The organism is Micromonospora sp. NPDC048894 (assembly GCF_040649765.1).
GTDB classification, from domain to species: domain Bacteria; phylum Actinomycetota; class Actinomycetes; order Mycobacteriales; family Micromonosporaceae; genus Micromonospora; species Micromonospora antibiotica.
Genome location: NZ_JBEZFY010000010.1, coordinates 217,715 through 240,432 on the forward strand (window position 1 = coordinate 217,715; position 22,718 = coordinate 240,432).

Genomic DNA, 22,718 nt, shown 5'->3' on the forward strand with positions numbered 1-22,718 from the left:
GACCGGCCAGGACTGGAGCGGGGTGGACCGGGGCGGTGTCGGAGCGGAGGGAGGCCGGGTGTGGGCGAGTTGCGCAAGCCGTTCCTGCTGTTGGCGTTGCTGGCGGTGGCGCTGGTGGTGGGATTGGAACTGGGGTCGTCGCTGCTCACCGGCGGCGGCGAGGCGGGTGGGGCGCTGCTGACCAGCGCCCGGGACCTGGGCGTGGATGTCGGCGACGTGGGCGGGATCAGTGAGCCCTCCGGGCGGGGCACCGGCTACCTGGCGCTGATCGACATGGTGGCGTTGTGGACGACCGGGCTGTTCTGCCTCAGCCTGGTGCTCTCCGACCGGGTGCAGGGCCGGGTGCAGGGGGTGGCCACCCTGGTCTTCTCGATCCTGCTGCTCCTGGCCTCGCTGGTGCTGCTGGTGATCGCCTTCGTCGAGTTGACGGTGATGGTGTCGCTCTTCCTGGCCGTGCCCTTCGGCACCCTGGCCTACCTGGCGCTGTGGGGGTTCTTCCCGGTCGGCGAGGCCAGCCTGCTGCTCGGTCTGGTGCTGCTGTTGAAACTGGTCTGGGGTGGGCTGCTGCTGCTCGCCCAGCCCCGGTTCCTCCAGAACAAGGGTTTGGTCCTGCTGGTGCTGACCACCCTGGTGTGCACGGTCGTGCTGGAGTTCCTGCACCGGCTGGTGCCGGTGATCCTGGTCAGCATTCTCGACGACGTCGGGGCCCTGGTCTTCGCGGTCGTGGCCATCGTCTGGGGCCTGGTGCTGTTGATCGGCTCCATCCCCGCCATCGTCAAGGCCGTCCGCGTCACCGCCACCGTCCGATGACCCGACCGGTCGGCAGGGGATCGGTCGGCCATCGCCGGTCCGGCGGGGATCGGTCGGCGCGCTGCGGGTCAGTGGGAAAGCCGCCCATCGTGGTGAGACGGCGGCGGGGCATGGCAAGGCACGGACCGGTATGCCTGTCCGTCATATTCATGCCGCAGAGGCATACCGCTCCCTGAGGGAAACCACCTGCCTTCCACTACTCTGCGTGAAGCCGATTCCCCCCGGCCGAAGCCCAGGCACCTGCACGTCCCAGGCGACCCCGACCGACCACGACCGACCGGCCGGCCGGCGGACCCGGCAGCCAGCATCGTCCGCCACCGTGGCAGGGCGGACGTGCCCACCAGGCACGGCTCCGATCGGGTCAGGACACGTGGGCACGGTAGGCGTCGATGGTCGCGGCGAGGATCTCCGGGCCGGGCCGGGACCAGAGCGCCGCCTGGAACACCTCGACCTCGACCGGCCCGGTGTACCCGGCGGCGTCGACCGCCGCACGCAGCCGGCGCAGCTCCACACAGCCTTCCCCGGGCAGCGCCCGACCGAGCAGTACGCCCTCCGGCAGCGGGGTGACCCAGTCCGCCGCCTGGAACGCGGCGATCCGGGCGCCGGCCCGGGCGATCTGCGCGTACACCGTGTCGTCCCACCACACGTGGTAGGTGTCGACCACCACCCCGACCACCGCCGGGTCGAACCGTTCGGCGATGTCGAGCGCCTGGCCGAGGGTGGCGATCACACACCGGTCGGCGCTGAACATCGGGTGCAGCGGTTCGATGGCCAGCCGTACCCCGGCCGCCGCCGCCTCGTCGGCCAGGGCGGCGACGGCGTCGGCGACCTGGCGGCGGGCCCCGTCGACGTCCCGGCTGCCGGGCGGCAGCCCACCGGAGACCAGCACCAGTTCCCGGCTGCCGAGGGTGGCCGCCTCCTCGATGGCCCGCCGGTTCTCGTCCCACCAGTCCGGGGCGGTGAAGAACCCGCCCCGGCACAGCGAGGTGACGGTCAGCCCGGCGTCCCGGACCAGCCGGGCCGCCCGTTCGACGCCGAATTCCTGGACGGGTTCGCGCCACAGGCCGATGCCGGGCACCCCGGCCGCCGCGCAGCCGGCGACCGCCGCGGCCAGCGGCCAGTGCTGGGCGGTGGCCTGGTTGAACGAGAACCGTTCCAACCCGGCCGCCACGCCACCGCCAGGCACCGCACCACCCCCGGCCGCCGCCCCGGTCACTGGGTCACCCCGGCCACGGTGAAGTACGCCCGCGCCCGCGCGGCGGCCAGCTCCGCGTCGGGCAGCAGGCCGGCGTCGTCGGCGAGGACGAGCAGCCGGGCCAGGTGCGCCGGGGACCGGCCGGACTGCTGCCCGGCCAGCATGGTGAAGTGCTCCTGGTGCCCGGCCAGCCAGGCGAGGAACACGATGCCGGTCTTGTAGAACCAGGTCGGCGCGGCGAACAGGTGCCGGGCCAGCGGCAGGGTCGGGGCGAACACCGCCTCGTACCGGCCCAGGTCACCGGCGTCGAGGGCGGCGAGCGCGGCGGCGGCGGCCGGCGCGATGGCGGCGAAGACGCCGAGCAGCGCGTCGGAGTGCCCCTGCGCGTCGCCCCGGATCAGCTCCGGGTAGTGGAAGTCGTCGCCGGTGTAGAGGCGTATCCCGGCGGGCAGGCGACGGCGCAGTGCGACCTCCCGGTCGGCGTCGAGCAGGGACACCTTGATCCCGTCGACCTTCCCCTGGTGTTGCTTGATCAGGTGCAGCACCGTCTCGGTGGCCTCGTCGAGGTCGGTCGAGCCCCAGTAGCCGGCCAGCGCCGGGTCGAACATGTCGCCCAGCCAGTGCAGCACCACCGGCTGGTCGGCGGCGGTGAGCAGCTCGTCGTACACCCGTAGGTAGTCGTCGGGGCCGGTGGCGGCGGCGGCCAGGTGACGGCTGCACATCAGCACCGGGCGGGCGTCGGCGGCGGTGACGTCGGCGAGTTGCTCGGCGTACGCCCGGATCACCTGGGGCACCGTGGCCGGGCCGGGTGGGAGCTGGTCGGTGGCGACCCCGGCGACGATCCGGCCGCCGACCGCGCGGGCCTCGGCGGCGCTGCGCCGGATCAGCTCCCGGGTGGCCGGGTGGTCCAGGCCCGCGCCGCGCTGTGCGGTGTCCATCGCCTCGGCCACCCCCAGCCCGTACGACCAGAGGTGGTGCCGGAAGGCGAGGGTGCGGTCCCAGTCGACGGCGGCCGGGGCGCCCGGCACGTTCTCCGCGCGCGGGTCGGCGACGACGTGCGCCGCGGCGTACGCCACCCGGCTGGTGGACGGGCCGGTGGGCCGGGCGTGGCCCGTGCCCCCGCGCAGCCGGTGGGTGCCGCCGTCGGGCAACCGGACGGTGGCGGTCACCGGGACAGCTCCGGCACCTCGACGCGGCGGCCCTCCCGCGCGGAGCGCAGCCCCAGCTCGGCCAGTTGCACCCCGCGCGCCCCGGCCAGGAAGTCCCAGGCGAACGGGGATCCGGTGACGACGTGCCGCAGGAACGCCTCCCACTGCACCTTGAACCCGTTGTCGAACTCCTCGTTGTCGGGCACCTCGGTCCACTGGGCGCGGAAGTCCTCGGTGGCGGGCAGGTCGGGGTTCCACACCGGTTTGGGGGTGACCGCCCGGTGCTGGACCCGGCAGCGGCGCAGCCCGGCGACGGCGCTGCCCTCGGTGCCGTCGACGTGGAACTCGACCAGTTCGTCGCGGTGCACCCGGGTGGCCCAGGACGAGTTGAGCGCGGCGACGATCCCGCCGTCGAGTTCGAAGATCCCGTAGGCCGCGTCGTCGGCGGTGGCGGGGTAGGGGCGGCCGGCCTCGTCGACGCGCTCGGGGATGTGGGTGGCGGCGAGGCAGGTGACCGCGCGGACCGGGGCGAACAGCTCCTCCAGCACGTACTGCCAGTGCGGGAACATGTCCATCACGATGCCGCCGCCGTCCTCGGTGCGGTAGTTCCACGAGGGCCGCTGGGCGGGTTGCCAGTCACCCTCGAACACCCAGTAGCCGAACTCGCCGCGGATGGACAGGATGCGGCCGAAGAAACCGCCGTCGATCAGCCGGCGGAGCTTGCGCAGCCCGGGGAGGAAGAGTTTGTCCTGCACGACGCCGGTGCGGATGCCCGCGGCGTCGGCGGCCCGGACCAGTTCGAGCGCGGCGGCGCTGGACTCGGCGAGGGGCTTCTCGGTGTAGATGTGCTTGCCGGCCTCGATGGCCTGTCGGATCGCCTTCTCCCGTTGCTGGGTCACCTGGGCGTCGAAGTAGATCTCCGCGTCGTCGCGGGCGAGGGCGGCGGCGAGGTCGGTGGTCCAGTCGGTGAGGCCGTGCCGTTGCGCGACCGCCTGCAGGCGGGTCTCGTCCCGGCCGACCAGGATCGGCTCGGGCCAGATCCGGGTGCCGTCGCCCAGCGGCAGTCCACCCTGCTCACGGATCGCGAGCAGGGAACGGACGAGGTGCTGGCGGTAGCCCATCCGACCGGTGACGCCGTTGACGATGATGCCGATCGACCTTCGGGTCATGGGTCGTCCTTCCCCTGTGCACGGTACATAGGTAAGCGCTTTCCTAGCAGCCTAGGTGGCGGCCCGACCACGGGCAAGGGCCCGCCCCGACCGTTGCGGTAACCTGTCCGCTACCGCGCGGCCCGGATCGGGTCCGGACACTTTCGGGGGTGCCCATGGCGACGCTGGCCGATGTCGCCCGTCGCGCCGGGGTCTCCCCCGCCACCGCCTCCCGGGTGATCAACGGCAGCAGCAAGCCCGTCGCCGACAACCTGCGCGAACGGGTGCTGCGGGCCGTCGCCGACCTGCGCTACGTGCCGAACGCGCACGCCCAGCTGCTGGCCCGCCCGCAGCGCAGCGTGGTCGGCGTGGTGGTGCACGACGTGTCCGACCCGTACTTCGCCGAGCTGACCCGGGGGCTGCAACGGGTCGCCACCGACCACGGCCGGCTGGTCATCATCTGCAACAGCTACCGCGACCCGGAACGCGAGCTGGAGTACGTGGAGATGCTGCGCGCCCAACAGGTCGCCGCGATCGTGCTGGCCGGTTCCGGCTACCACGACGCCACCTTCACCGCCCGGCTCGCCGAGAAGCTGGCCGCCTACGAGACGACCGGTGGCCGGGTGGCGGTGGTGGGCCGGCACGAACACCCGGGCGACGCGGTGATGCCGGCCAACACCGACGGCGGCCGGCTGCTCGGCACGGAACTGCTGCGCCGGGGGCACACCCGGATCGGGGTGGTCGCCGGCCCGCAGGTGCTGACCACGATCACCGACCGGCTCGACGGGCTGCGGGCCGCGCTCGCCGAGGGCGGCCACCCGCTGCCCGCCGAGCGCATCCGCTACGCCGACTTCGACCGCGACGGTGGCGCCCGCGCCGCCGGTGAACTGCTCGACGCCGTCCCCGGGTTGACCGCCCTGGTGGCGTTGAACGACTCGATGGCCGTCGGTGCGCTGACCCTGCTGCGCGCCCGCAACGTCGCGGTGCCCGGGCAGGTCTCGGTGGTGGGCTTCGACGACATGCCGGTCGCCGCCGACGTCACCCCGGCGCTGACCACCGTCCGGCTGCCGCTGGTGGAGCTGGGCGCGCGGGCGATGACCCTGGCCCTGGGCCCGGCGGCGGACCGGCCCCGGGTCGAGGTGCTGCCGGCCACCCTGGTCGTCCGGGACAGCCTCGGCCCCGCCCCGGACTGATCCGCCCGCACCGGGCAGGCAGCACGGCGGGTGGGTGGGCGGGGTCGGCACCGGCTCAGGCCGGGGTCGTCGCCAGCTCGGCGAGCCGGTCGATCTGCCGAGGGTCGGACAGCGCCGAACCCACCGCCACCACCCGCACCCCGGCGGCGAGGAAGTCGGCGGCGTTACCGGCGTCGATCCCACCGGTCGCCACGAACCGCAGCTCCGGCAGCGGGCCGGCGACCGCCTTGAACCACTGTGGGCCGAGGCTGACCGCCGGGAACGCCTTGAGCCAGATCAGCCCGTGGTCGAGCGCGAGCTGCGCCTCGGTGGGGGTGGCCACCCCGGGCAGGTGCGGGATGCCGTAGCTGACCGCCGCGTCGGCCACCGCCAGGTCCAGCCCGGGGGCGACGGTGAACGCCGCCCCGGCGCTGGCGGCCTGCCGGACCTGGGCGGGGGTGCGCACCGTGCCGGCGCCGACCCGCCGGCCCCGGTCCTTGCCGGCCTCCACCGCCGCCCGCAGGGACAGCGTGGCGTCGGGGGTGCGGATCGGCACCTCGACCACGTCGATGCCGAGGTTCCAGGCCCGTTGGGCGAGCCGGACGGTCTCCGCCGGCGGCAGGTCCCGCAGGATCACCATCACCCGCGCGGTGCCGAACAGGGGTGCGAAGTCGTGCGCGGTCATCGACCGTTCCTTCCGGTGGCGGGGGTGGGGAGCAGTCCGGCGTCGACCAGGTCCAGGCTCGCCCAGTCCCCCGCCGGCAGGGCCAGGAGCCGGTCGGCCAGCGCCCGGCGCGGTGGCGGGGCGGTGTCCCCGGCCACGGTCAGGGCGGGGGCCGCGCAGAGGTGCCCGAGCCGCAGGCAGTGCTCCAGGTCGAGGCCGCGCAGCAGCCCCGACAGGCAGCCGGCGGCGAACGCGTCGCCGGCCCCGACCGGCTCGTGCACCGGCACCCGCAGCGCGGGGACGAAGACGTCCGGTCCGCCGCGGGGTAGCGCGGTGACACCGACGTCGGCGTCCTTGACCACCACCAGTTCCGGACCGGGCAGCAGGTCGCGTACGGCGTCCGGGGCGGTGACGCCCCACAGGGCGCGGGCCTCGTCGAGTCCGACGAGGACCACGTCGGCGGCGTCGGCGAGCCCGCGTAGCACCGGCGCGGCGGTCTCCGCCGACCACAGCCGGGCCCGGTGGTTGACATCGAAGGTGACCCGGGCGGCGGGCAGTGGCCGGTCGGTGAGCGCCCGGCGCACCAGGGCCGCACAGGACGGCGAGAGGGCCGCGGTGATCCCGGACAGGTGCAGCAGCCGGGTCCCGGCCAGCGCCGGGTCGTCCAGCACCTGCGGGTCGAGGTGGGAGGCCGCCGAGCCGGACCGGTAGTAGTGCACGGCGGTGCCGCCGGGCATCGGGTCCTTGAGGTAGACGCCGGTCGGGGCGGTCGGGTCGACGGTGACCAGGCGGGTGTCCACGCCGGTGGCGGCGACGTGCCGCAGCACCCGCCGACCGAACGGGTCGTCGCCGACCCGGCTCACCCACGCCGTCCGGTGGCCGAGCCCGGCGAGCGCGGAGGCCACGTTGGACTCGGCACCGCCGACGGAGACGCCCAACCGGTCGGCCCGGTCCAGCGGACCCGTCGGATCGGGGCTGAGCACCACCATCGACTCGCCGACGGTGACCACCTCCGGCCCGACCGACGCCTGCTCAGCCGACCGGTCGGCGGACAGTCCCGTGGCCGGCCGGTCGGCGGACACTCCCGTGGCCGGCCGGTCGGCGGTCACACCGGCTCCGCGGCGGCGAGCAGGGCGACCACGCCGGCCCGGTCGCGTACCCCGTCGGCGACCAGCACCCGGTGCCGGCCGGCGCGGCGGCCACCGGCGGGCACCACGGCCGGCCGGTCGAAGGCGAAGGCGACGCAGACCCCCGGGTACATCGCGGTCCGCACGAACCACCTGTCGCCCAACCCGAGGCCGGTGAAGACCAGGGTGTACGCCCCACCGTCCGGCGCGACGCCGGTCAGCGCGACCCAGCGGGCGGCGCTGCCGTTGGCCGCCTGCTCCCCGTCGGCGTCGGCGGTGAACGTGACCGGCTCCCCGTCGGCGACGGCCCGCCAGAAGAACCCGCCGTAGCCGGCCCCGTCGGGTCGCCCGTTGGTGGCCGGGCTGCCCAGATGGACGTCCCGATCGGTGGGGGCGGTGAGGGTGTAGTCGACGTCGAGGGCCCAGGCGTCGGGGGCCACCGGGGTCGCGGCGAGCCGGCGGTGCTCGGTGAGCAGCACCCCGCCGTCGCGGTCACGCCACTGCAACACGTGCGCCAACCGGTCCGGGGTGCGTTCGCGCCACCGCGTGTGGGCAATCACCCCGTGGTCGTCGCGCCAGGTGTAACCGGTGTCCCGGACGTACGTCCGGCCACCCCACAGGTTGGTGCCGGCGACGTCCTGCACCGCCAGCGACGCCCCGAGGTGCCAGACGTGGTCGGCGGGCAGGGCGTCGGTGACCGGGGTGCCGGCCAGCGTCCGCACCGGGTGCAGGTAGGGCCGGGGCCCGTGCTTCGGGTCCAGGTCGGGGCGCACCACGTACCGGGCCACCTCGACGTCACCGACGTGCAACCGGGGCTCGTCGTCGCCCGGGCCGTCCGGGTCGAACCGGACCTGCGGCCGGGCGGATCCGGTCGGGTCCGCGCCGGGGCGGGCCGGTTCCGGGCCGAGCTGGGCCGGGGTGGGGTGGGGGTGACCGGTCACGGTGCCTCCGTCCGGGTGGTGGACCGGCGGGCGGCGACGGCGTGCAGGGCGGCCAACGCGTAGCCGGCCAGGATCGGCACCGCCACCGGGGTGACCAGTATCCCCAACAGAGCGGCCACCGCGCAGACCCCGCCGGCCGCCGCCCAGGTCCCCGGCCGGGCCAGGCCGGTCCGGGCGGCGACTCGGGCCGCGGCCCGAAAGCCCCGGCCGCCGGTACGACCGATCGCCACCACGGTCAGCCCGGCGTACCCGGCCAGCGCGGCGGTGACCACGGCGGTGCCGGCCAGCGCGACGCCGCCACCGGGCACCCGGCCGGTGGCCAGCGCCACCAGGTCGACGCCGAGCGCGACGGCGACGGCCACCCCGACGGCGCTGGCCACCAGGCCGGCGGGCAGGGCCCGGCCGAACCGGGACAGCGTGGTGCGCAGGTCCGGCCAGCCGCCGAGGGTCAGCCGGTCGTGCACGGCAGCGCTGGCGGTGGCCAGGGCCGGTGCGAGGGTGAGCACCGGCAGCGCGGCCAGCGTCACGGCGAACCCGAGCAGCGCCAGGTCGGTGGCGTCGCGCAGGGTGTCGCGCCAGTCCCGGCGCAGGGGCGCCTCGGCCGGCTCCGTCACCGGTACGGCGGTCATCCCTTCAACCCGCTGGTGTTGATGCCCTCGACCAGCATCCGTTGGAAGGCCAGGAAGAACAGGAAGACCGGCAGCAGCGACAGCACCGACATGGCGAACATCGGGCCGACCGCGCTCTGGCTGGTGGAGTCGATGAACAGGGTCAGCGCCACCGGCACGGTGTAGTCGTCCAGGCTGGACAGGAAGACCAGTTGCCGGAAGAAGTCGTTCCAGGTCCAGATGAACGAGAAGATCGCCGTGGTGACCAGCGCCGGGCGGCTCAGCGGCAGGATGACGTGCCGGAAGATGCCGTACGGGCTGGCACCGTCGATCTTGGCGGCCTCGTCGAGTTCGCGCGGGATGCCCCGCATGAACTGCACCATGAGGAACACGAAGAACGCCTCGGTGGCCAGGAACTGCGGGATGAGCAGCGGCAGGTAGGGCCACTCCCCGCCGACCAGGCCCAGGCTGCGGAACAGGATGTACTGCGGCACGATCAGCACGTGGCCGGGCAGCAGCAGGGTGCCGATCATGACGGCGAACCAGACCCCCCGCAGCCGGAACCGCAACCGGGCCAGGGCGTACGCGGCGAGCAGGCAGGAGGCCGCGTTGCCGACCACGGTCAACAGGCTGACCATGGCGCTGTTGAGGAAGAACGTGCCGAAGCTGAGGTCGAAGTTGCCCCAGCCGGCGGTGTAGTTGCCCGGGGTGAACCGCTCGGGCAGCAGACCGATGTTGTTGACGATCTCTTCCTGCGACTTGACCGAGGTGCCCACCATCCACAGCAGCGGATAGAGCACCACCGCCACGATCACGATCAGGATCAGCAGGCGTACGGCCTGCCGGCCGCCCTGCCGGCGACGGCCGGGCCGCCGCGCCGTCGAGGTCACCGCCACCATCACTTCTCCCCGTCGGAGTAGTGCACCCAGAACCGCCCGGTGCTGAAGAAGACCACGGTGATCAGGCCGATCGCGATCAGGAACACCCAGGCCATCGCGGAGGCGTAGCCCATCTCCAGGTCGGTGAAGCCTGCGATGTAGAGCTTCAGGGTGTACATCAGGGTGGAGTCGACCGGGCCGCCGGTGCCGTTGCTGAGCACGAAGGCGGCGGTGAAACCCTGGAACCCGTTGATGGTCTCCAGCACCAGGTTGAAGAAGATGACCGGGGAGAGCATCGGCAGGGTGACGTGCCAGAACTGCGACCACCGGCTGGCGCCGTCGACGGAGGCGGCCTCGTACAGCTCGGTGGGCACCTGCTTCAACCCGGCCAGGAAGATCACCATCGGGGCCCCGAACTGCCAGATCGCCAGCACCATCAGGGTTTGCAGCGCCCAGTCCGGGTCGCTGACCCAGGGCAGTCCCTCGATGCCGAACAGCGCGAGGAACGAGTTGAACGCGCCGTCCCGATTGAACATGTTGACCCAGACGATGGCCAGCGCGACGCTGCCACCGAGCAGGGACGGCAGGTAGAACAGCGCCCGGAACAGGCCCACCCCCCGCCACGCCTTGTTGAGCAGCAACGCCACCCCGAGCGCTGCGGCCAGCTTCAACGGTACGGCCACCAGGGCGAAGGTCAACGTGACCCGGACCGCGTGCCAGTACGACGGGTCGGCGGTGAACATCCGCTCGTAGTTGGCAAGCCCCACCCACTGCACCTCGGACAGCGGGGTGAGGATGTCGTAGTTGGTGAAGCTCAGCCAGAGCGAGAGCAGCATGGGGATCGCCGTGACGCCCATCAGTCCGATGAGCCAGGGCGAGAGGAATACGTAACCCGCCAGTCCTTCGGCGTGCCGGTCCCGCCCACCCCGACGCCGGTTGGCGCGGGGGCGGGCGGAACCGGTGCGTCCGGTCCGGCCGGGGGCCGTGGTGAGGGCCACGGGGCCGGCTCCTTTCGTCGACCGCGATCCGTCGATCAGGCGATCGCGGACTTGCAGGCGGCGATGAACTGCTCCGCCGCCTGGGCCGGGGTGGCCCGCTTGTACTGGACGTTCTCGGCGGCCTTGACCAGCTCGGACTTGACCTTGCTGTGCCCCTTGATCGGCACCTGCGGCGACTGGCCGAACTTCTGCGCCAGCTCGGTCTCGACCTGGATGGACTGCTTCATCGCCGGGTCGGTCACCGTCTCACTGACCTTGGCCCGCAGGTCCATGTTCGACGGCAGCCCCCGGTCGGTGCCGAGCAGCGCCGCCGCCTCCGGGTCGTTGGCCAGGAAGTTGATCACGTCGACGGCGGTGTCGCGGTGCTTGCTGCTCTTGAACACCGACCAGTACATCGAGGCGCGGGCCCACTGGGCGCTCGGGTCACCCGGGTAGGCGACGACGCCCAGCTCGTCCTTGGTGTTCTTCTTCAGGTCCGGCATCTGGTTGACCCACACCCAGGAGGTCGCGGCCTTGCCGGTGACCACCAGCTGCTTGGTCACGTCGCTGGCGTTGCCCTCGTGGATCACGTCGGGGGTGGGGGTGGCGCCCCGGTCCCGGGCGCCCTTCCACAGCTCGAACCACTTCGTCACGTCCTCGGCGGTGAAGCCCAGGTCCTTGCCGTTGTAGAGGTCCTTGCCCTGCTGGCGCAGCCAGACCCAGAACGCCTTGTAGTCGGCGCTCGGGTCCTGGGTGCCGGGGATCTTGGTCCGCTTGGCCACCTGCTCGGCCCAGGCGATGTGCTCCTCCCAGCTCTGGCCGGTGGTCGGTTCCGGGAGTCCGTTCTTGGCCAGGAGGGTCTTGTTGTAGACCAGGCCCTGGGTGTTCTCGCCGGAGGCCACCCCGGCCAGCTTGCCGTCGACGACGCCGTACTCCAACAGGCTCTTGGGGAACTTGGACACGTCGAGCTTGCCGGAGTCCTGGTAGCTCTTGAGGTCGAGCACGGTGCTGCGGCCGGCGTACTCGGACAGGTAGTTGTCGTCGATCTGGAACAGGTCCGGCGGGTTGCCGCCGGCGGTGAGGGTGGCCAGCTTGTCGAAGTAGCCCTGGTTGGCCTGCCAGGTCTTCTCGAAGGTCACGTTCGGGTGCTTCTTGGTGTAGAGGGCGAGGGCGTCCTCGGTGAGCTTGGCCCGCGCCTCACCGCCCCACCAGAAGATGGAGAGCTTGATCTGGCCGTCGGCACCGGCGTCGTCGTCGCCGCAGGCCGCCGCGCCGAACATCAGCGGTACGGCGACGGCGGCGGCGACCAGGCCGCGCAGGAATCGACGACGGGGTGCGGGGGTACGGTGGTGCGGCTCGGCCGGCGTGCCGGCGGTGGGGGACGTTGCGGGGTGCATGCGCTCACTCCTCGGGCTAGGAGGCGACGACGCCACCGGTGGTCACGGTCGGGCTGCCCGGGTCCGCAAGGCGATGCGGGCCCGGGCCATCCGGAACGGATCCGGGACGGGATCGACCGGGTAGGGGTCCGGTCGAGTCGCGAATGACCAGTTCGGTCTGGAGCATTACCTGTGCGGTGGTGCGTCGGTCGCCGACGGCCGCTGCCCGTCCCCCGCCGCGGGGGCGGAGTTCGGAGTCGTGTTGCAGCAGCATGTCGACGGCCGTCCGGCCGGCGGCCGCGGTTGGCGTGGCCACCGTCGTCAACTTGGGGCGGGTGAGTCGGCTCAGCGCGATGTCGTCGACGCCGACCACGCTGACGTCCTGCGGCACCCGGATGCCGAGGTGGTCGAGCCCCTCGATCAGCCCGATCGCCATCAGGTCGTTGTAGGCGAGCACGGCGGTGACGCCGCTGTCGCGTACCTGGGTGGCCAGTGCGCTGCCGCCGGTCTCGGTGGGCGGGTTCGGCCCGAGCACGGTCAGCTCGGCCCCGCCGGAGCGGGCGGCGGCCCCGGCCGCCCGGCGCATCTGCTGGTTGGTCCAGGAGCCGCGCGGGCCGCCGAGCAGGGCGAGCTGCCGGTGGCCGAGGCCGAGCAGGTGCTCGATCGCGGCGCGGGCCCCCTGGCCGACGTCCATCATCACGCAGGGCAGGCCGGTGACCTGCCGGTTTATCACCACCACCGGGACTTCCCGGCTGACCTGCTCGATCAGCGCGTTGCTCATCCGGGGGCTGCACAGCAGCACCCCGTCGACCTGCTTGGCCAGCGCGTGGACCAGCTCCTCCTCGGCGGCCGGGTCCTCGTTGGTGTCGGCCACGAAGACGTGGTAGTCGCGGTGCCGGGCCTGCCCCTCGGCCGCCTTGATCAGCGGTGGGAAGAACGGGTTGGCGATGTCGGCGATGATCAGGCCGATGTTGTGGGTCCGGCCGGTGATCAGGGCGCGGGCGGCCCGGTTGGGGCGGTAGCCGAGTTCCTCGGCGCAGGCCAGCACCCGGACCCGGGTCTCCGGGTTGACCAGGTGGGGTGCGGAGAAGGTGCGGGACACCGTGGAGATGTGCACGCCCGAGGCCCGCGCGACGTCGCGGATGGTGGCTGGCACGGGCGGCCCTCTCGTCGATGGTGTGGTCGGGGTCACGTGGGTGCCGCCAATTAATGCAAACGGTTGCTCCACTGTCAACGGGAGTTTGTTACAGGTCGATTGCGGAGGCGCTCCCGCCATGCCCCTTTAAGCCCACGAAACGGGATCTATGACACGGGATTGGCATCGATCGTTGACGTGCTCTTCATCGCCGTGGTTTCTTCACTGCAAACCTTTGCAGCAACCGGGGAGGTCCACCCGATGTCACCACCAGCGGCGTCCCGCCGCCGGCACGCCCTGGTCGGCACCGGGGCGCGAGCCGAGATGTTCGTCCGCGCCCTGGTCACCGAGCACGCCGACACCGCCGAGCTGGTCGCCTTCGCCGACGTCAACCAGACCCGGATGGACGCGCACAACCGGTGGCTGACCGAGCTGGGCCACCCGCCCGTGCCGACCTACCGGGCCGACGACTTCACCGCCATGCTCGCCAAGGAACGGGTCGACGTGGTCCTGGTGACCAGCGTCGACGTCACCCACGACGAGTACATCGTGGCGGCCCTGCGGGCCGGCTGCGACGTGGTCACCGAGAAACCCATGACCACCGACGCTCCCCGCTGCCGACGCATCCTCGACGCGGTCGCCGAGACCGGCCGGCAGGTCACCGTCGCCTTCAACTACCGCTACAACCCGTTGCACGAGCAGGTCCGGCGGCTGCTCGCCGACGGCGCGGTCGGCGAGATCGGCTCGGTGCACTTCGAGTGGCTGCTCGACGTACGGCACGGCGCGGACTACTTCCGCCGCTGGCACCGGGACAAGGCCAGCTCCGGCGGGCTGATGGTGCACAAGGCCAGCCACCACTTCGACCTGGTCAACTGGTGGCTCGACGCCACCCCCGTCGAGGTGTACGCGGCCGGGCGGCTGTTCTTCTACGGCGACGACGGCCGCCGGCACGGCTACGCCCGCGACTACGACCGGGCGCACGACTCCCCCGCCGCCACCGACGACCCGTTCGCCCTGCGGCTGGCCGAGCACCCCCGACTGCGGGAGCTCTACCTCGACGCCGAGGGTGAGGACGGCTACCACCGCGACCAGAACGTCTTCGCCCCCGGCGTCACCATCGAGGACGACATGGCGGTGCTGGCCCGCTACTCCACCGGCGCGACGATGACCTACCACCTCACCGCGTACGCCCCCTGGGAGGGCTACCGGGTGATGGTCAACGGCAGCCGGGGCCGGCTCGAACTGGAGGTCACCGAGAGCGACTTCGTCAGCCCGGCCGCCGCCGGTGCGCTCAAGGGGGCGGCCCTGCACGGCGACGAGGCCGCCGCCGAGCACGGCGAGGCCACCCTGACCCTGCGCCCGTTCTGGGCCCCGCCCACCCGGATCCCCGTCGAGGGCTACACCCGGCAGGGCCACGGCGGCGCGGACACCCGGATGACCCGGGTGATCTTCGGTGGCGAACCGGACCCGCTGGACCGGGCCGCCACCGCCCACGACGGGGCACTGGCCCTGCTCACCGGCCTGGCCGCCAACCGGTCCTTCGCCACCGGCGACCCGGTGCGCGTCGCCGACCTGCTCACCCTGCCCTGACCGCTGCCGGCCGACCCTGCACCCACCCTGACCCGTTGCGGCCCAGCCACCTGCCTAGCCCGGCCGTTGCGGCCCACCCCACCACCGCCCCCGCCCTGATCCGCCGACCCGCCGCCCGCATCCGAGGAGTCCCCCGACGTGCCGACCTCTCCTGACCTGCTCCTGCCGACCGACCCGGGCGTCCGGGCCATCGCCCGCGAGCTGTACGCCCTGGCCGGGCCGCAGCCGATCATCTCGCCGCACGGGCACGTCGACCCGGCGCTGCTGGCCGAGGACCAGCCCTTCCCGGACCCGGCCCGGCTGCTCATCGTGCCCGACCACTACCTCACCCGGATGCTGCTCAGCCAGGGCGTCCCCCCGGCCGAACTGGGCGTGCCCAGCGTCGACGGCAGCCCGGTGGAGACCGACGGCCGGACGATCTGGCGGCGCTTCGCCGCGCACTGGCACCTGTTCCGGGGCACCCCGTCCCGACTGTGGCTGGAACGCACCTTCAGCGAGGTGTTCGGGGTGGACACGGCGCTGACCCCGGACACCGCCGACGCCGTCTACGACGAGGTGGCCGCCCGGCTGGCCGAGCCGGATTACCGGCCCCGGGCGCTGTTCGAACGGTTCCGGATCGAGGTCCTCGCCACCACCGAGTCGCCCCTGGACGACCTCGCCGCGCACGCCAAGCTCGCCGCCGACGGCTGGGGCGGGCCGGGCGGCCGGGTGGTCACCACGTTCCGCCCGGACAACGTGGTCGACATGGAGTTCGACGGTTGGGCCGACAACGTGGCCCGGCTCGGCGAGGTGGCCGGCGTCGACACCGGCACGTACGCCGGTTACCTGGACGCGCTGCGGGCCCGCCGGGCGGCGTTCGTCGCGGCCGGCGCGACCTCCTCCGACCACGGCCACCCCACCGCGCGCACCCTGGCGCTGACCGTCGACGAGGCGGCCCGGCTCTACGACAGGGGCCGGCGCGGGCTGGCCGACGCCGCCGACGCCGAGACGTTCCGGGCGCACATGCTGGTGGAGTTCGCCCGGATGTCCCTCGACGACGGGCTGGTGCTGCAACTGCACCCCGGGGCGGTCCGCAACCACAACCGCCGGCTGTACGCCACCCACGGCCGCGACGTCGGCGGCGACGTCCCGCACGCCACCGAGTACGTGCACGCGCTCGCCCCGCTGCTCGACGCGTACGGCAACGATCCGCGGCTGCGGGTGGTGCTCTACACCCTCGACGAGTACACGTTCACCCGGGAGCTGGCCCCGCTGGCCGGGGGCTACGCCGCGCTCTACCTCGGGGCGCCCTGGTGGTTCCTGGACTCCCCGGAGGTGCTGCGCCGGTTCCGGGAGGCGGTCACCGAGTCCGCCGGGTTCTACAACACCGCCGGGTTCGTCGACGACACCCGCGCGTTCTGCTCCATCCCGGTCCGCCACGACGTGGCCCGCCGGATCGACGCCGGGTTCCTGGCCCGCCTCGTCGCCGAGCACCGGCTGACCGAGGACGAGGCCGCCGAGACGGTCGTCGACCTGGCGTACCGGCTGCCCAAGAAGGTCTTCAGGTTCGGAGGGTCCGCATGAGCACCAGGATCACCGACGTCGACGTGCACGACGTCCGGTTCCCCACCGCGGCGGCCGGCGACGGCTCCGACGCGATCAACCGGGGGGACTACTCGGCCAGCTACGTGGAGCTGCGCACCGACGGCGGCCCGACGGGTGCCGGGTTCACCTTCACCAACGGCCGGGGCAACGAGATCACCTGCGCGGCGATCGAGGCCCTCGCCCACCACGTGCGGGGGCGCACCGTCGAGGAGATCGCGGCCGAGCCGGTGGCGTTCTGGCGCTCGCTCACCGCCGACGTGCAGCTGCGCTGGCTGGGGCCGGAGAAGGGGGTCATCCACATGGCCGCCGGCGCGCTGGTCAACGCCGTCTGGGACCTGCGGGCCAAGCTGGCCGGCAAGCCGATGTGGCGCTACCTCGCCGAGCTGCCCACCGACGAGCTGGTGGCCAACATCGACTTCCACCACATCACCGACGCGCTCACCCCCGACGAGGCCGCCACCCTGCTCGACAAGGGACTGGTCGGCGCGGCGGAACGGCTCGCGGAACTTGAGCAGAACGGTTTTCCGTCGTACACCACGTCGGTGGGGTGGTTGGGGTATCCGGACGAGAAGGTGCGGGCGCTGACCCGCGAGGCGTACGCCCAGGGGTGGCGGGCGATGAAGATGAAGGTCGGCGGCCCGCCGGCCGACGACCTGCGCCGGGCGCGGATCATCCGGGCCGAGATCGGCCCGGACGCGCTGCTGATGATGGACGCCAACCAGGTCTGGGACGTCGACGAGGCGATCACCAACATGACCGCGCTGGCCGAGGTCGACCCGTACTGGATCGAGGAGCCGACGCACGCCGACGACATCCTCGGCCACGCCCGGATCGCCCGCGCGGTGACCGCGCTGACCGACGGCCGGTGCCGGGTCGCCACCGGCGAGGTGGCCGCCAACCGGGTGATCTTCAAGCAGTTGCTCCAGGCCGAGGCGATCGGGGTGATGCAGATCGACGCCTGCCGGGTCGCCGGGGTCAACGAGGTGCTGGCGGAGATCCTGTTGGCGGCGAAGTTCGGGGTGCCGATCTGCCCGCACGCCGGTGGCGTCGGCCTCTGCGAGTACGTGCAGCACCTGGCGATCTTCGACTACCTGCGGGTCGGTGCCAGCCTGGACGGGCGGATGGTCGAGTACGTCGACCACCTGCACGAACACTTCGTCGACCCGGTCCGCACCCGGGGCGGCCGGTACCTGCTGCCCACCGCCCCCGGCTACAGCGCCACCATGCGCCCCGAGTCGATCGCCCGGTTCCGCTTCCCGGACGGCCCGGCATGGCGGTGAACGTCGGCACCGACCGGCTGGGGCTGGCCACCCTGCGCCGGGTGCCCGAGCAGAGCCGACCGCTGATCCGGCCGGGCAGCGTGCCGGCCGGCATCGTCCACCTGGGACTGGGCGCGTTCCACCGGGCCCACCAGGCGGTCTACACCGAGGCGGCGGTCGACGCGGCCGGCGGCGACTGGGGCATCATCGGCGTCGCGCCGCGCAGCACCACGCTGGTCGAGGCCCTCGCGGCGCAGGACGCGCTGTTCAGCGTCACCACGCTGGCCGCCGACCGGTCCGAGACCCGGGTCGTCGGCGCGCTGGCCGGGGTACGGCACGCCGCCAGCGACCCGGCGGCGGTGCTCGCGCTGCTGGCCGACCCGGCGATCCGGGTGGTGACGCTGACGGTGACCGAGAAGGCGTACCGGCTCGACCCGGTCTCCGGGGCGTTGCGGGCCGACGACGAGCTGACCCGCGACCTGACCACCGATCGGCTGCCGGTCACCGTGCCGGGCCTGCTGGTGCGCGGGCTGCTCGCCCGTGCCGCCGCACAGGCGGGGCCGATCGCGCTGGTCAGCTGCGACAACCTGCCGTCCAACGGGCGTCGGCTGCGCGGCCTGGTGCAGCAGTCGCTGGCCCTGGCCGGGGTGCCGGACGCCGTGCTGGACGCCCTCGCCGGGCAGGTGAGCTTCCCCGGCACGATGGTGGACCGGATCGTCCCGGCCAGCACCGACGCGACGCTGGCGGACGCCAGCGCCGCGCTCGGGGTGACCGACCTGGCGGCGGTGGCCGCCGAGCCGTACACCCAGTGGGTGGTGGAGGACGACTTCCCCGGCGGCCGGCCCCGGTGGGAGCGGGCCGGTGCGGTGCTCACCACCGACGCCGGCCCGTGGGAACGGCTGAAGCTGCGCGGCCTCAACGGCGTGCACTCGGCGGTGGCCTACCTGGGTGCGGTGGCCGGCCGCGAGACGATCGCCGAGGCGCTGGCCCTGCCCGGCCTGACCGACGTGCTGCGCCGGTTCGTCGCCGACGACGTGGCCGAGAGCTTCACCCCACCCGACGGGGTACGGGTCACCGGGTACGGCGACGAGGTGCTGGCCCGCTTCGCCAACCCGGCGATCCGGCACCGCACCCTCCAGGTGGCGATGGACGGGTCGCAGAAGCTGCCGCAGCGGGTCCTGCACACCGCCGTCGACCTGCGCGCACAGGGCCGGCCGGCGTACTGGTCGGCGCTGGTCGTGGCGGCCTGGCTGCGGTTCCTCGACGGGCGGGCCGACGACGGCACGGTGCTGCCGCTGGACGACCCGCTGGCCGACCGGATCACCGCCGCGCTCGCCGCCGCCGGGGGCGCCCCCGCCGGCACGGTGGAGGCGCTGTTCGCCCTGCCGGAGGTCTTCCCGGCCGCGCTCGCCGACGACGACGGGTTCCGCACCGACGTCGCCGGCTGGCTGGGCGCGTTGCGTACCCACCCGGTGGCGGCGGTCCTGGCCGGTGCGGCGTGACCGCCCCGGTGCCGCCGGCCGCCGTCGGCGGGCTCGCCGCCCGGGGCGCACCGGCGACGACCACCGGGACACCGCCGGGCGGCCCGGCCGGGGCCGCCCACCCCGACCAGCCCGCCGGGGCCGGGGTCGCCGTGCCCCGGGTGGCGATCGTCGGCGCGAACGGGCACGGCCGCTGGCACCGGCGGGCGGTGGCCCCGCTGCACGCGGCGGGACGGCTGCGGCTGGTGGCGCTGGTGGACGTACGGCCGATCGAGGACGAGCCGGCCGCGCCGGTGCCCACCGGGACCACCGTGCACACCGACCACCGGGAGATGCTCACCGCCGCCCGCCCCGATGTGGTGATCGTGTGCACCCCGCCGCACACCCACCTGCCGATCGCCCTGGACGTCCTCGCCGCCGGTGCCGACCTGCTGCTGGAGAAGCCTCCGGTGCTGTCCACCGCCGAACACCGGACGCTGGCCGGGGCGCTGGCCGCGACCGGCCGGGCCTGCCAGGTCGGCTTCCAGGCGCTCGGGTCGGTGGCGCTGGCGCAGTTGTCGGCCGCCGTCGGGCAGGGCCGGCTGGGCACCGTCACCGGCATCGGCACGGTCGCCTGCTGGCAACGCCCCGACAGCTACTACGCCCGTTCCCCGTGGGCCGGCCGGCGCACCCTGCACGGCCGACCGGTGCTGGACGGGGCGTTGGCCAACCCGCTGGCGCACGCGGTGATGCAGTGCCTGGCGGTGGCCGAGACGGTGACCGGCGCCCCGGTCCGGCCGGCCCGCATCGAGCTGGAGCGCTACCGGGTCCGGCCGATCGAGGTGGACGACACCGCCACCCTACGGATCGTCACCCCCGGCGGGCCGCCGATCGTGGCGGCGGTGACGCTGGCCGGGGAGGACTTCGTCGCCGGTGAGGTGATCGTCACCGGCACCACCGGGCGGGCGGTGCTGGAGTACCCGACCGACCGGCTGCTGCTGCCCGGTGACCCGCACCCCCGGGAGGTGCCGGGCCGGCAGGGGCTGCTGGCGAACCTGCTCGCCCACCGCGCCGACCCGGACGGCACCCCGCTGATCGCCCCGCTGGCCCGCACCGCACCGTTCACCGCCGTGCTGGAACGGGTGCGGCAGGCCCCCGAGCCGACCCTGCTCGACGGCGACCTGGTCACGGTGACCGGCAGCGGGCCGGAGCGGGCGGTGACGGTACGCGGGATCAACGCGGCGCTGCGCCGGGCCGCCGAGCAGGGGGCGCTGCTGTCGGAACTGGCGGTGCCGTGGGCGGTGCCGCCGGCGCGTATCCCCCTGGCGGCACAGGACGACTGACGCACCACCCACCACCACCCTTCGGGAGAGTCCCATGCGTCCACGCACCACCGGGGCGGCCCTGGTCGCCCTCACCCTCCTGCTGACCTCGGGCACCGCCGCGTACGCCGCGCCACCCGACGGGCCGCCCCGGGGCGTCGAGCGGTTCGCCCGGCAGACCCTGCCGGCCGGTGACGGCTGGGCGGCCGACGGCCCCGGCACCACCGGCGGCGCGGCGGCCGCCCCGGACCAGGTTCACCTGGTGCGCAGCCGGGCCGACCTGGTCCGCGCGCTGGGCGGCGACAACGCCACCAACAAGAGCAACGCCACCCCGAAGGTGATCGTCGTGGACGGCACCGTCGACGGGTTCGCCGCCGACGACGGCCACCTGCTCGGCTGTGCCGACCTGGCCGACCCGGAGTACAGCCTGCCGGCGTACCTGGCCGCGTACGACCCGGCGGTGTGGGGCATGGTGCCGCCGACCGGGGCGCTGGAGGCGGCCCGGGTCCGTTCGGTGGCCAACCAGACCCGCCAGACGCAGATCAACGTCGGGCCCAACACCACCATCGTCGGCCGGCACGGGGCCACCCTCACCGGGCTGACCCTGATGATCGACGGGGCCAGCAACGTCATCGTGCGCAACCTGACCTTCGACGACGCCCGGGACTGCTTCCCCGCCTGGTCGCCCACCGACGGCGCGACCGGCAACTGGAACTCCCAGTACGACCAGGTCTCGGTGCGCCGCAGCGAGCACGTCTGGGTCGACCACAACACCTTCACCGACGGCGACAACCCGGACAGCGCCCAGCCGGTGTACTTCGGCCGGCCGTACCAGGTGCACGACGGGTCGCTGGACGTCACCCACACGGCGAGCCTGGTGACCGCCTCGTACAACCGGTTCACCGGACGGGACAAGCTGATGCTGATCGGCTCGTCCAACACGGTCGGGCCGGACGTCGGCCGGTTGAAGGTGACGCTGCACCACAACCTGTTCGACCGGGTGCTCCAGCGGCTGCCCCGGGTGCGGTTCGGCCAGGTCGACGTCTACAACAACTGGTACCGGCTGGCCGGCGACGACTTCGCGTACGCGATCGGGGTGGGCGTGCAGTCCGCCGCGTACGTGGAGAACAACTTCTTCACCCTCGGCGCCGGCATCGCCGCCGGCGACCTGCTCTACGACTGGGGTGGCACCGCCGTCACCACCCGGGGCAACTGGGTCGACGCCGACCGGGCGCTGCCCCGCCCGGTCGACCTGGTGGCCGCCTACAACGCGACCCACGACCCGGATCTGGGCGGCGACGCCGGCTGGACGCCGACCCTGCGCGCGGCGCAGCCGGTGCCCGCGCCGCTGGTGCCGCTCGTGGTGGGGCCGTTCGCCGGGGCCGGTCGACTGCCCTGGTGACCCGCGTCCGGGGCCAACTGTCACGGTGACCCGTTCCGGTCGGGCCGTGCCGTCGCCGGTGCGGTCCGACCGGTCGGTCGGCCCGGCCGGGGCGGCGCTTACCGGGGTGCGCTGACCGGGCCGGGGGCTACTTCGGCAGGGTCATCACCTCGGCGCCGTCGTCGGTGATGGCGATGGTGTGTTCGCTGTGTGCCGTCCGGCAGCCGGTCACGCTGCGCAGTGTCCAGCCGTCGCGGTCGGTGACGAGTTCGGCGGTGTCCGCCATGATCCAGGGTTCCAGGGCCAGCAGCAGCCCGGGGCGCAGCCGGTAACCGCGACCGGGCCGGCCCGTGTTGGACACGTGCGGGTCCTGGTGCATGGTGGAGCCGACACCGTGCCCCCCGAACTCGGTGTTGATCGGGTATCCCGCCGCGCCGAGGACGCTGCCGATGGCGTACGAGATGTCGCCGACGCGGGCTCCGGGGCCGGCGGCGGCGATCCCGGCGGCCAGCGCACGCTCGGTCGCGTCGATCAGCGCGACGCTCTCCGGGGACGGTGTGTCGCCCACGACGAAGCTGATGGCCGAGTCGGCGACCACGCCGCCGAGGGAGACCGCGAGGTCGAGGGAGAGCAGGTCACCGTCGGCGAGCGGATAGTCGTGGGGCAGGCCGTGCAGCACCGCGTCGTTGACGGAGGTGCAGATGTAGTGGCCGAACGGCCCGCGTCCGAAGGACGGCTCGTAGTCGACGTAGCAGGACTGCGCACCGGCCTCGACGATCATCTGGTGCGCCCACCTGTCGATCTCCAGCAGGTTGGTGCCGACCACGCTGCGGCCCTTCAGCGTCCGCAGGATGTCGGCGACCAGCGCGCCGGTGTCCCGCGCGCGCAGGAGGTCGGCGGGGTTCAGGATCTCGATCATGCAGCGCCTTCCTCGGACCACCAA

General features: G+C 73.6%; 20 protein-coding genes. 8 read left to right on the top strand and 12 right to left on the bottom strand.

The genetic code is table 11. The features are described from left to right. The first annotated feature begins 60 nt into the window (after nt 1–60). Nucleotides 61–810 carry a hypothetical protein gene (locus AB0C22_RS22370; RefSeq protein ID WP_219462490.1) on the top strand — a complete coding sequence of 250 codons (750 nt, stop codon included), beginning with the start codon at nt 61–63 and terminating at the stop codon, nt 808–810. A 361-nt stretch (nt 811–1,171) separates the two neighbouring features. Here AB0C22_RS22370 and AB0C22_RS22375 read toward each other — a convergent pair whose 3' ends face one another. The 3 genes from AB0C22_RS22375 to AB0C22_RS22385 are packed head-to-tail and all read right to left on the bottom strand — an operon-like array spanning nt 1,172 to nt 4,322. After that, a complete protein-coding gene (locus AB0C22_RS22375; protein ID WP_308290774.1) occupies nt 1,172–1,996 on the bottom strand; it encodes a sugar phosphate isomerase/epimerase family protein in 825 nt (274 codons plus the stop codon). Nucleotides 1,997–2,022: 26 nt separating this feature from the next. After that, entirely contained in the window at nt 2,023–3,174 is a 1,152-nt protein-coding gene (locus AB0C22_RS22380) for a dihydrodipicolinate synthase family protein (RefSeq protein WP_219462492.1), read from the bottom strand. Continuing rightward, on the bottom strand, nt 3,171–4,322 hold the full coding sequence (locus AB0C22_RS22385; protein ID WP_208566549.1) for a Gfo/Idh/MocA family oxidoreductase: 1,152 nt from the start codon (nt 4,320–4,322) through the stop codon (nt 3,171–3,173). The genes AB0C22_RS22380 and AB0C22_RS22385 overlap by 4 nt, the downstream gene beginning before the upstream one ends. A gap of 155 nt (nt 4,323–4,477) precedes the next feature. On the opposite strand from AB0C22_RS22385, the gene AB0C22_RS22390 reads away from it, so the two are divergent. Next, nucleotides 4,478–5,494, top strand: a complete 1,017-nt coding sequence (locus AB0C22_RS22390) for a LacI family DNA-binding transcriptional regulator (RefSeq protein WP_208566815.1) — start codon at nt 4,478–4,480, stop codon at nt 5,492–5,494. A gap of 55 nt (nt 5,495–5,549) precedes the next feature. Here the strand turns inward: AB0C22_RS22390 and AB0C22_RS22395 are convergent, their stop codons facing one another. Genes AB0C22_RS22395 through AB0C22_RS22430 form a run of 8 tightly spaced genes read right to left on the bottom strand, consistent with a single transcriptional unit; the run spans nt 5,550 to nt 13,200 of the window. After that, the gene (locus AB0C22_RS22395; protein WP_208566550.1) at nt 5,550–6,158 is read right to left on the bottom strand and encodes a bifunctional 4-hydroxy-2-oxoglutarate aldolase/2-dehydro-3-deoxy-phosphogluconate aldolase; all 609 of its coding nucleotides are present in this window, start codon (nt 6,156–6,158) and stop codon (nt 5,550–5,552) included. Continuing rightward, a complete protein-coding gene (locus AB0C22_RS22400; RefSeq protein WP_357536790.1) occupies nt 6,155–7,246 on the bottom strand; it encodes a sugar kinase in 1,092 nt (363 codons plus the stop codon). The genes AB0C22_RS22395 and AB0C22_RS22400 overlap by 4 nt, the downstream gene beginning before the upstream one ends. Further along, the gene (locus AB0C22_RS22405; RefSeq protein WP_357536792.1) at nt 7,243–8,205 is read right to left on the bottom strand and encodes a PmoA family protein; all 963 of its coding nucleotides are present in this window, start codon (nt 8,203–8,205) and stop codon (nt 7,243–7,245) included. The genes AB0C22_RS22400 and AB0C22_RS22405 overlap by 4 nt, the downstream gene beginning before the upstream one ends. Further along, nucleotides 8,202–8,834 (bottom strand): hypothetical protein, encoded by a 633-nt coding sequence (locus AB0C22_RS22410; protein WP_255597600.1) that lies wholly within the window; start codon nt 8,832–8,834, stop codon nt 8,202–8,204. Before AB0C22_RS22410 ends, AB0C22_RS22405 begins: the two co-directional genes overlap by 4 nt. Beyond that, nucleotides 8,831–9,712, bottom strand: coding sequence for a carbohydrate ABC transporter permease (locus AB0C22_RS22415; RefSeq protein ID WP_255597601.1), 882 nt, complete (start codon nt 9,710–9,712; stop codon nt 8,831–8,833). The genes AB0C22_RS22410 and AB0C22_RS22415 overlap by 4 nt, the downstream gene beginning before the upstream one ends. Then, nucleotides 9,712–10,689 (bottom strand): sugar ABC transporter permease, encoded by a 978-nt coding sequence (locus AB0C22_RS22420; RefSeq protein ID WP_219462493.1) that lies wholly within the window; start codon nt 10,687–10,689, stop codon nt 9,712–9,714. Before AB0C22_RS22420 ends, AB0C22_RS22415 begins: the two co-directional genes overlap by 1 nt. A gap of 35 nt (nt 10,690–10,724) precedes the next feature. Further along, nucleotides 10,725–12,065 (bottom strand): ABC transporter substrate-binding protein, encoded by a 1,341-nt coding sequence (locus tag AB0C22_RS22425; RefSeq protein WP_357536795.1) that lies wholly within the window; start codon nt 12,063–12,065, stop codon nt 10,725–10,727. Between the two features lie 16 nt (nt 12,066–12,081). Continuing rightward, nucleotides 12,082–13,200, bottom strand: a complete 1,119-nt coding sequence (locus AB0C22_RS22430; protein WP_208566554.1) for a LacI family DNA-binding transcriptional regulator — start codon at nt 13,198–13,200, stop codon at nt 12,082–12,084. Between the two features lie 240 nt (nt 13,201–13,440). Between AB0C22_RS22430 and AB0C22_RS22435 the strand changes: the two genes are divergently transcribed. The 6 genes from AB0C22_RS22435 to AB0C22_RS22460 all read left to right on the top strand — a co-directional run bounded on the left by AB0C22_RS22435 (nt 13,441) and on the right by AB0C22_RS22460 (nt 21,796). After that, nucleotides 13,441–14,769, top strand: coding sequence for a Gfo/Idh/MocA family oxidoreductase (locus AB0C22_RS22435; RefSeq protein WP_219462499.1), 1,329 nt, complete (start codon nt 13,441–13,443; stop codon nt 14,767–14,769). A 138-nt stretch (nt 14,770–14,907) separates the two neighbouring features. Further along, nucleotides 14,908–16,332, top strand: a complete 1,425-nt coding sequence (gene uxaC, locus AB0C22_RS22440; RefSeq protein WP_357536798.1) for a glucuronate isomerase — start codon at nt 14,908–14,910, stop codon at nt 16,330–16,332. Beyond that, nucleotides 16,329–17,633 carry an enolase C-terminal domain-like protein gene (locus tag AB0C22_RS22445; protein WP_357536800.1) on the top strand — a complete coding sequence of 435 codons (1,305 nt, stop codon included), beginning with the start codon at nt 16,329–16,331 and terminating at the stop codon, nt 17,631–17,633. The genes uxaC and AB0C22_RS22445 overlap by 4 nt, the downstream gene beginning before the upstream one ends. Continuing rightward, on the top strand, nt 17,624–19,114 hold the full coding sequence (locus AB0C22_RS22450; protein ID WP_357536802.1) for a mannitol dehydrogenase family protein: 1,491 nt from the start codon (nt 17,624–17,626) through the stop codon (nt 19,112–19,114). Before AB0C22_RS22445 ends, AB0C22_RS22450 begins: the two co-directional genes overlap by 10 nt. Nucleotides 19,115–19,245: 131 nt before the next feature. Then, nucleotides 19,246–20,415 (top strand): Gfo/Idh/MocA family oxidoreductase, encoded by a 1,170-nt coding sequence (locus tag AB0C22_RS22455; protein WP_357536832.1) that lies wholly within the window; start codon nt 19,246–19,248, stop codon nt 20,413–20,415. A 34-nt stretch (nt 20,416–20,449) separates the two neighbouring features. Beyond that, on the top strand, nt 20,450–21,796 hold the full coding sequence (locus AB0C22_RS22460) for a pectate lyase (protein ID WP_357536803.1): 1,347 nt from the start codon (nt 20,450–20,452) through the stop codon (nt 21,794–21,796). A 127-nt stretch (nt 21,797–21,923) separates the two neighbouring features. On the opposite strand, the gene map is transcribed toward AB0C22_RS22460, so the two are convergent. Beyond that, nucleotides 21,924–22,694 (bottom strand): type I methionyl aminopeptidase, encoded by a 771-nt coding sequence (gene map / locus AB0C22_RS22465; RefSeq protein ID WP_357536805.1) that lies wholly within the window; start codon nt 22,692–22,694, stop codon nt 21,924–21,926. Nucleotides 22,695–22,718 lie beyond the last annotated feature (24 nt).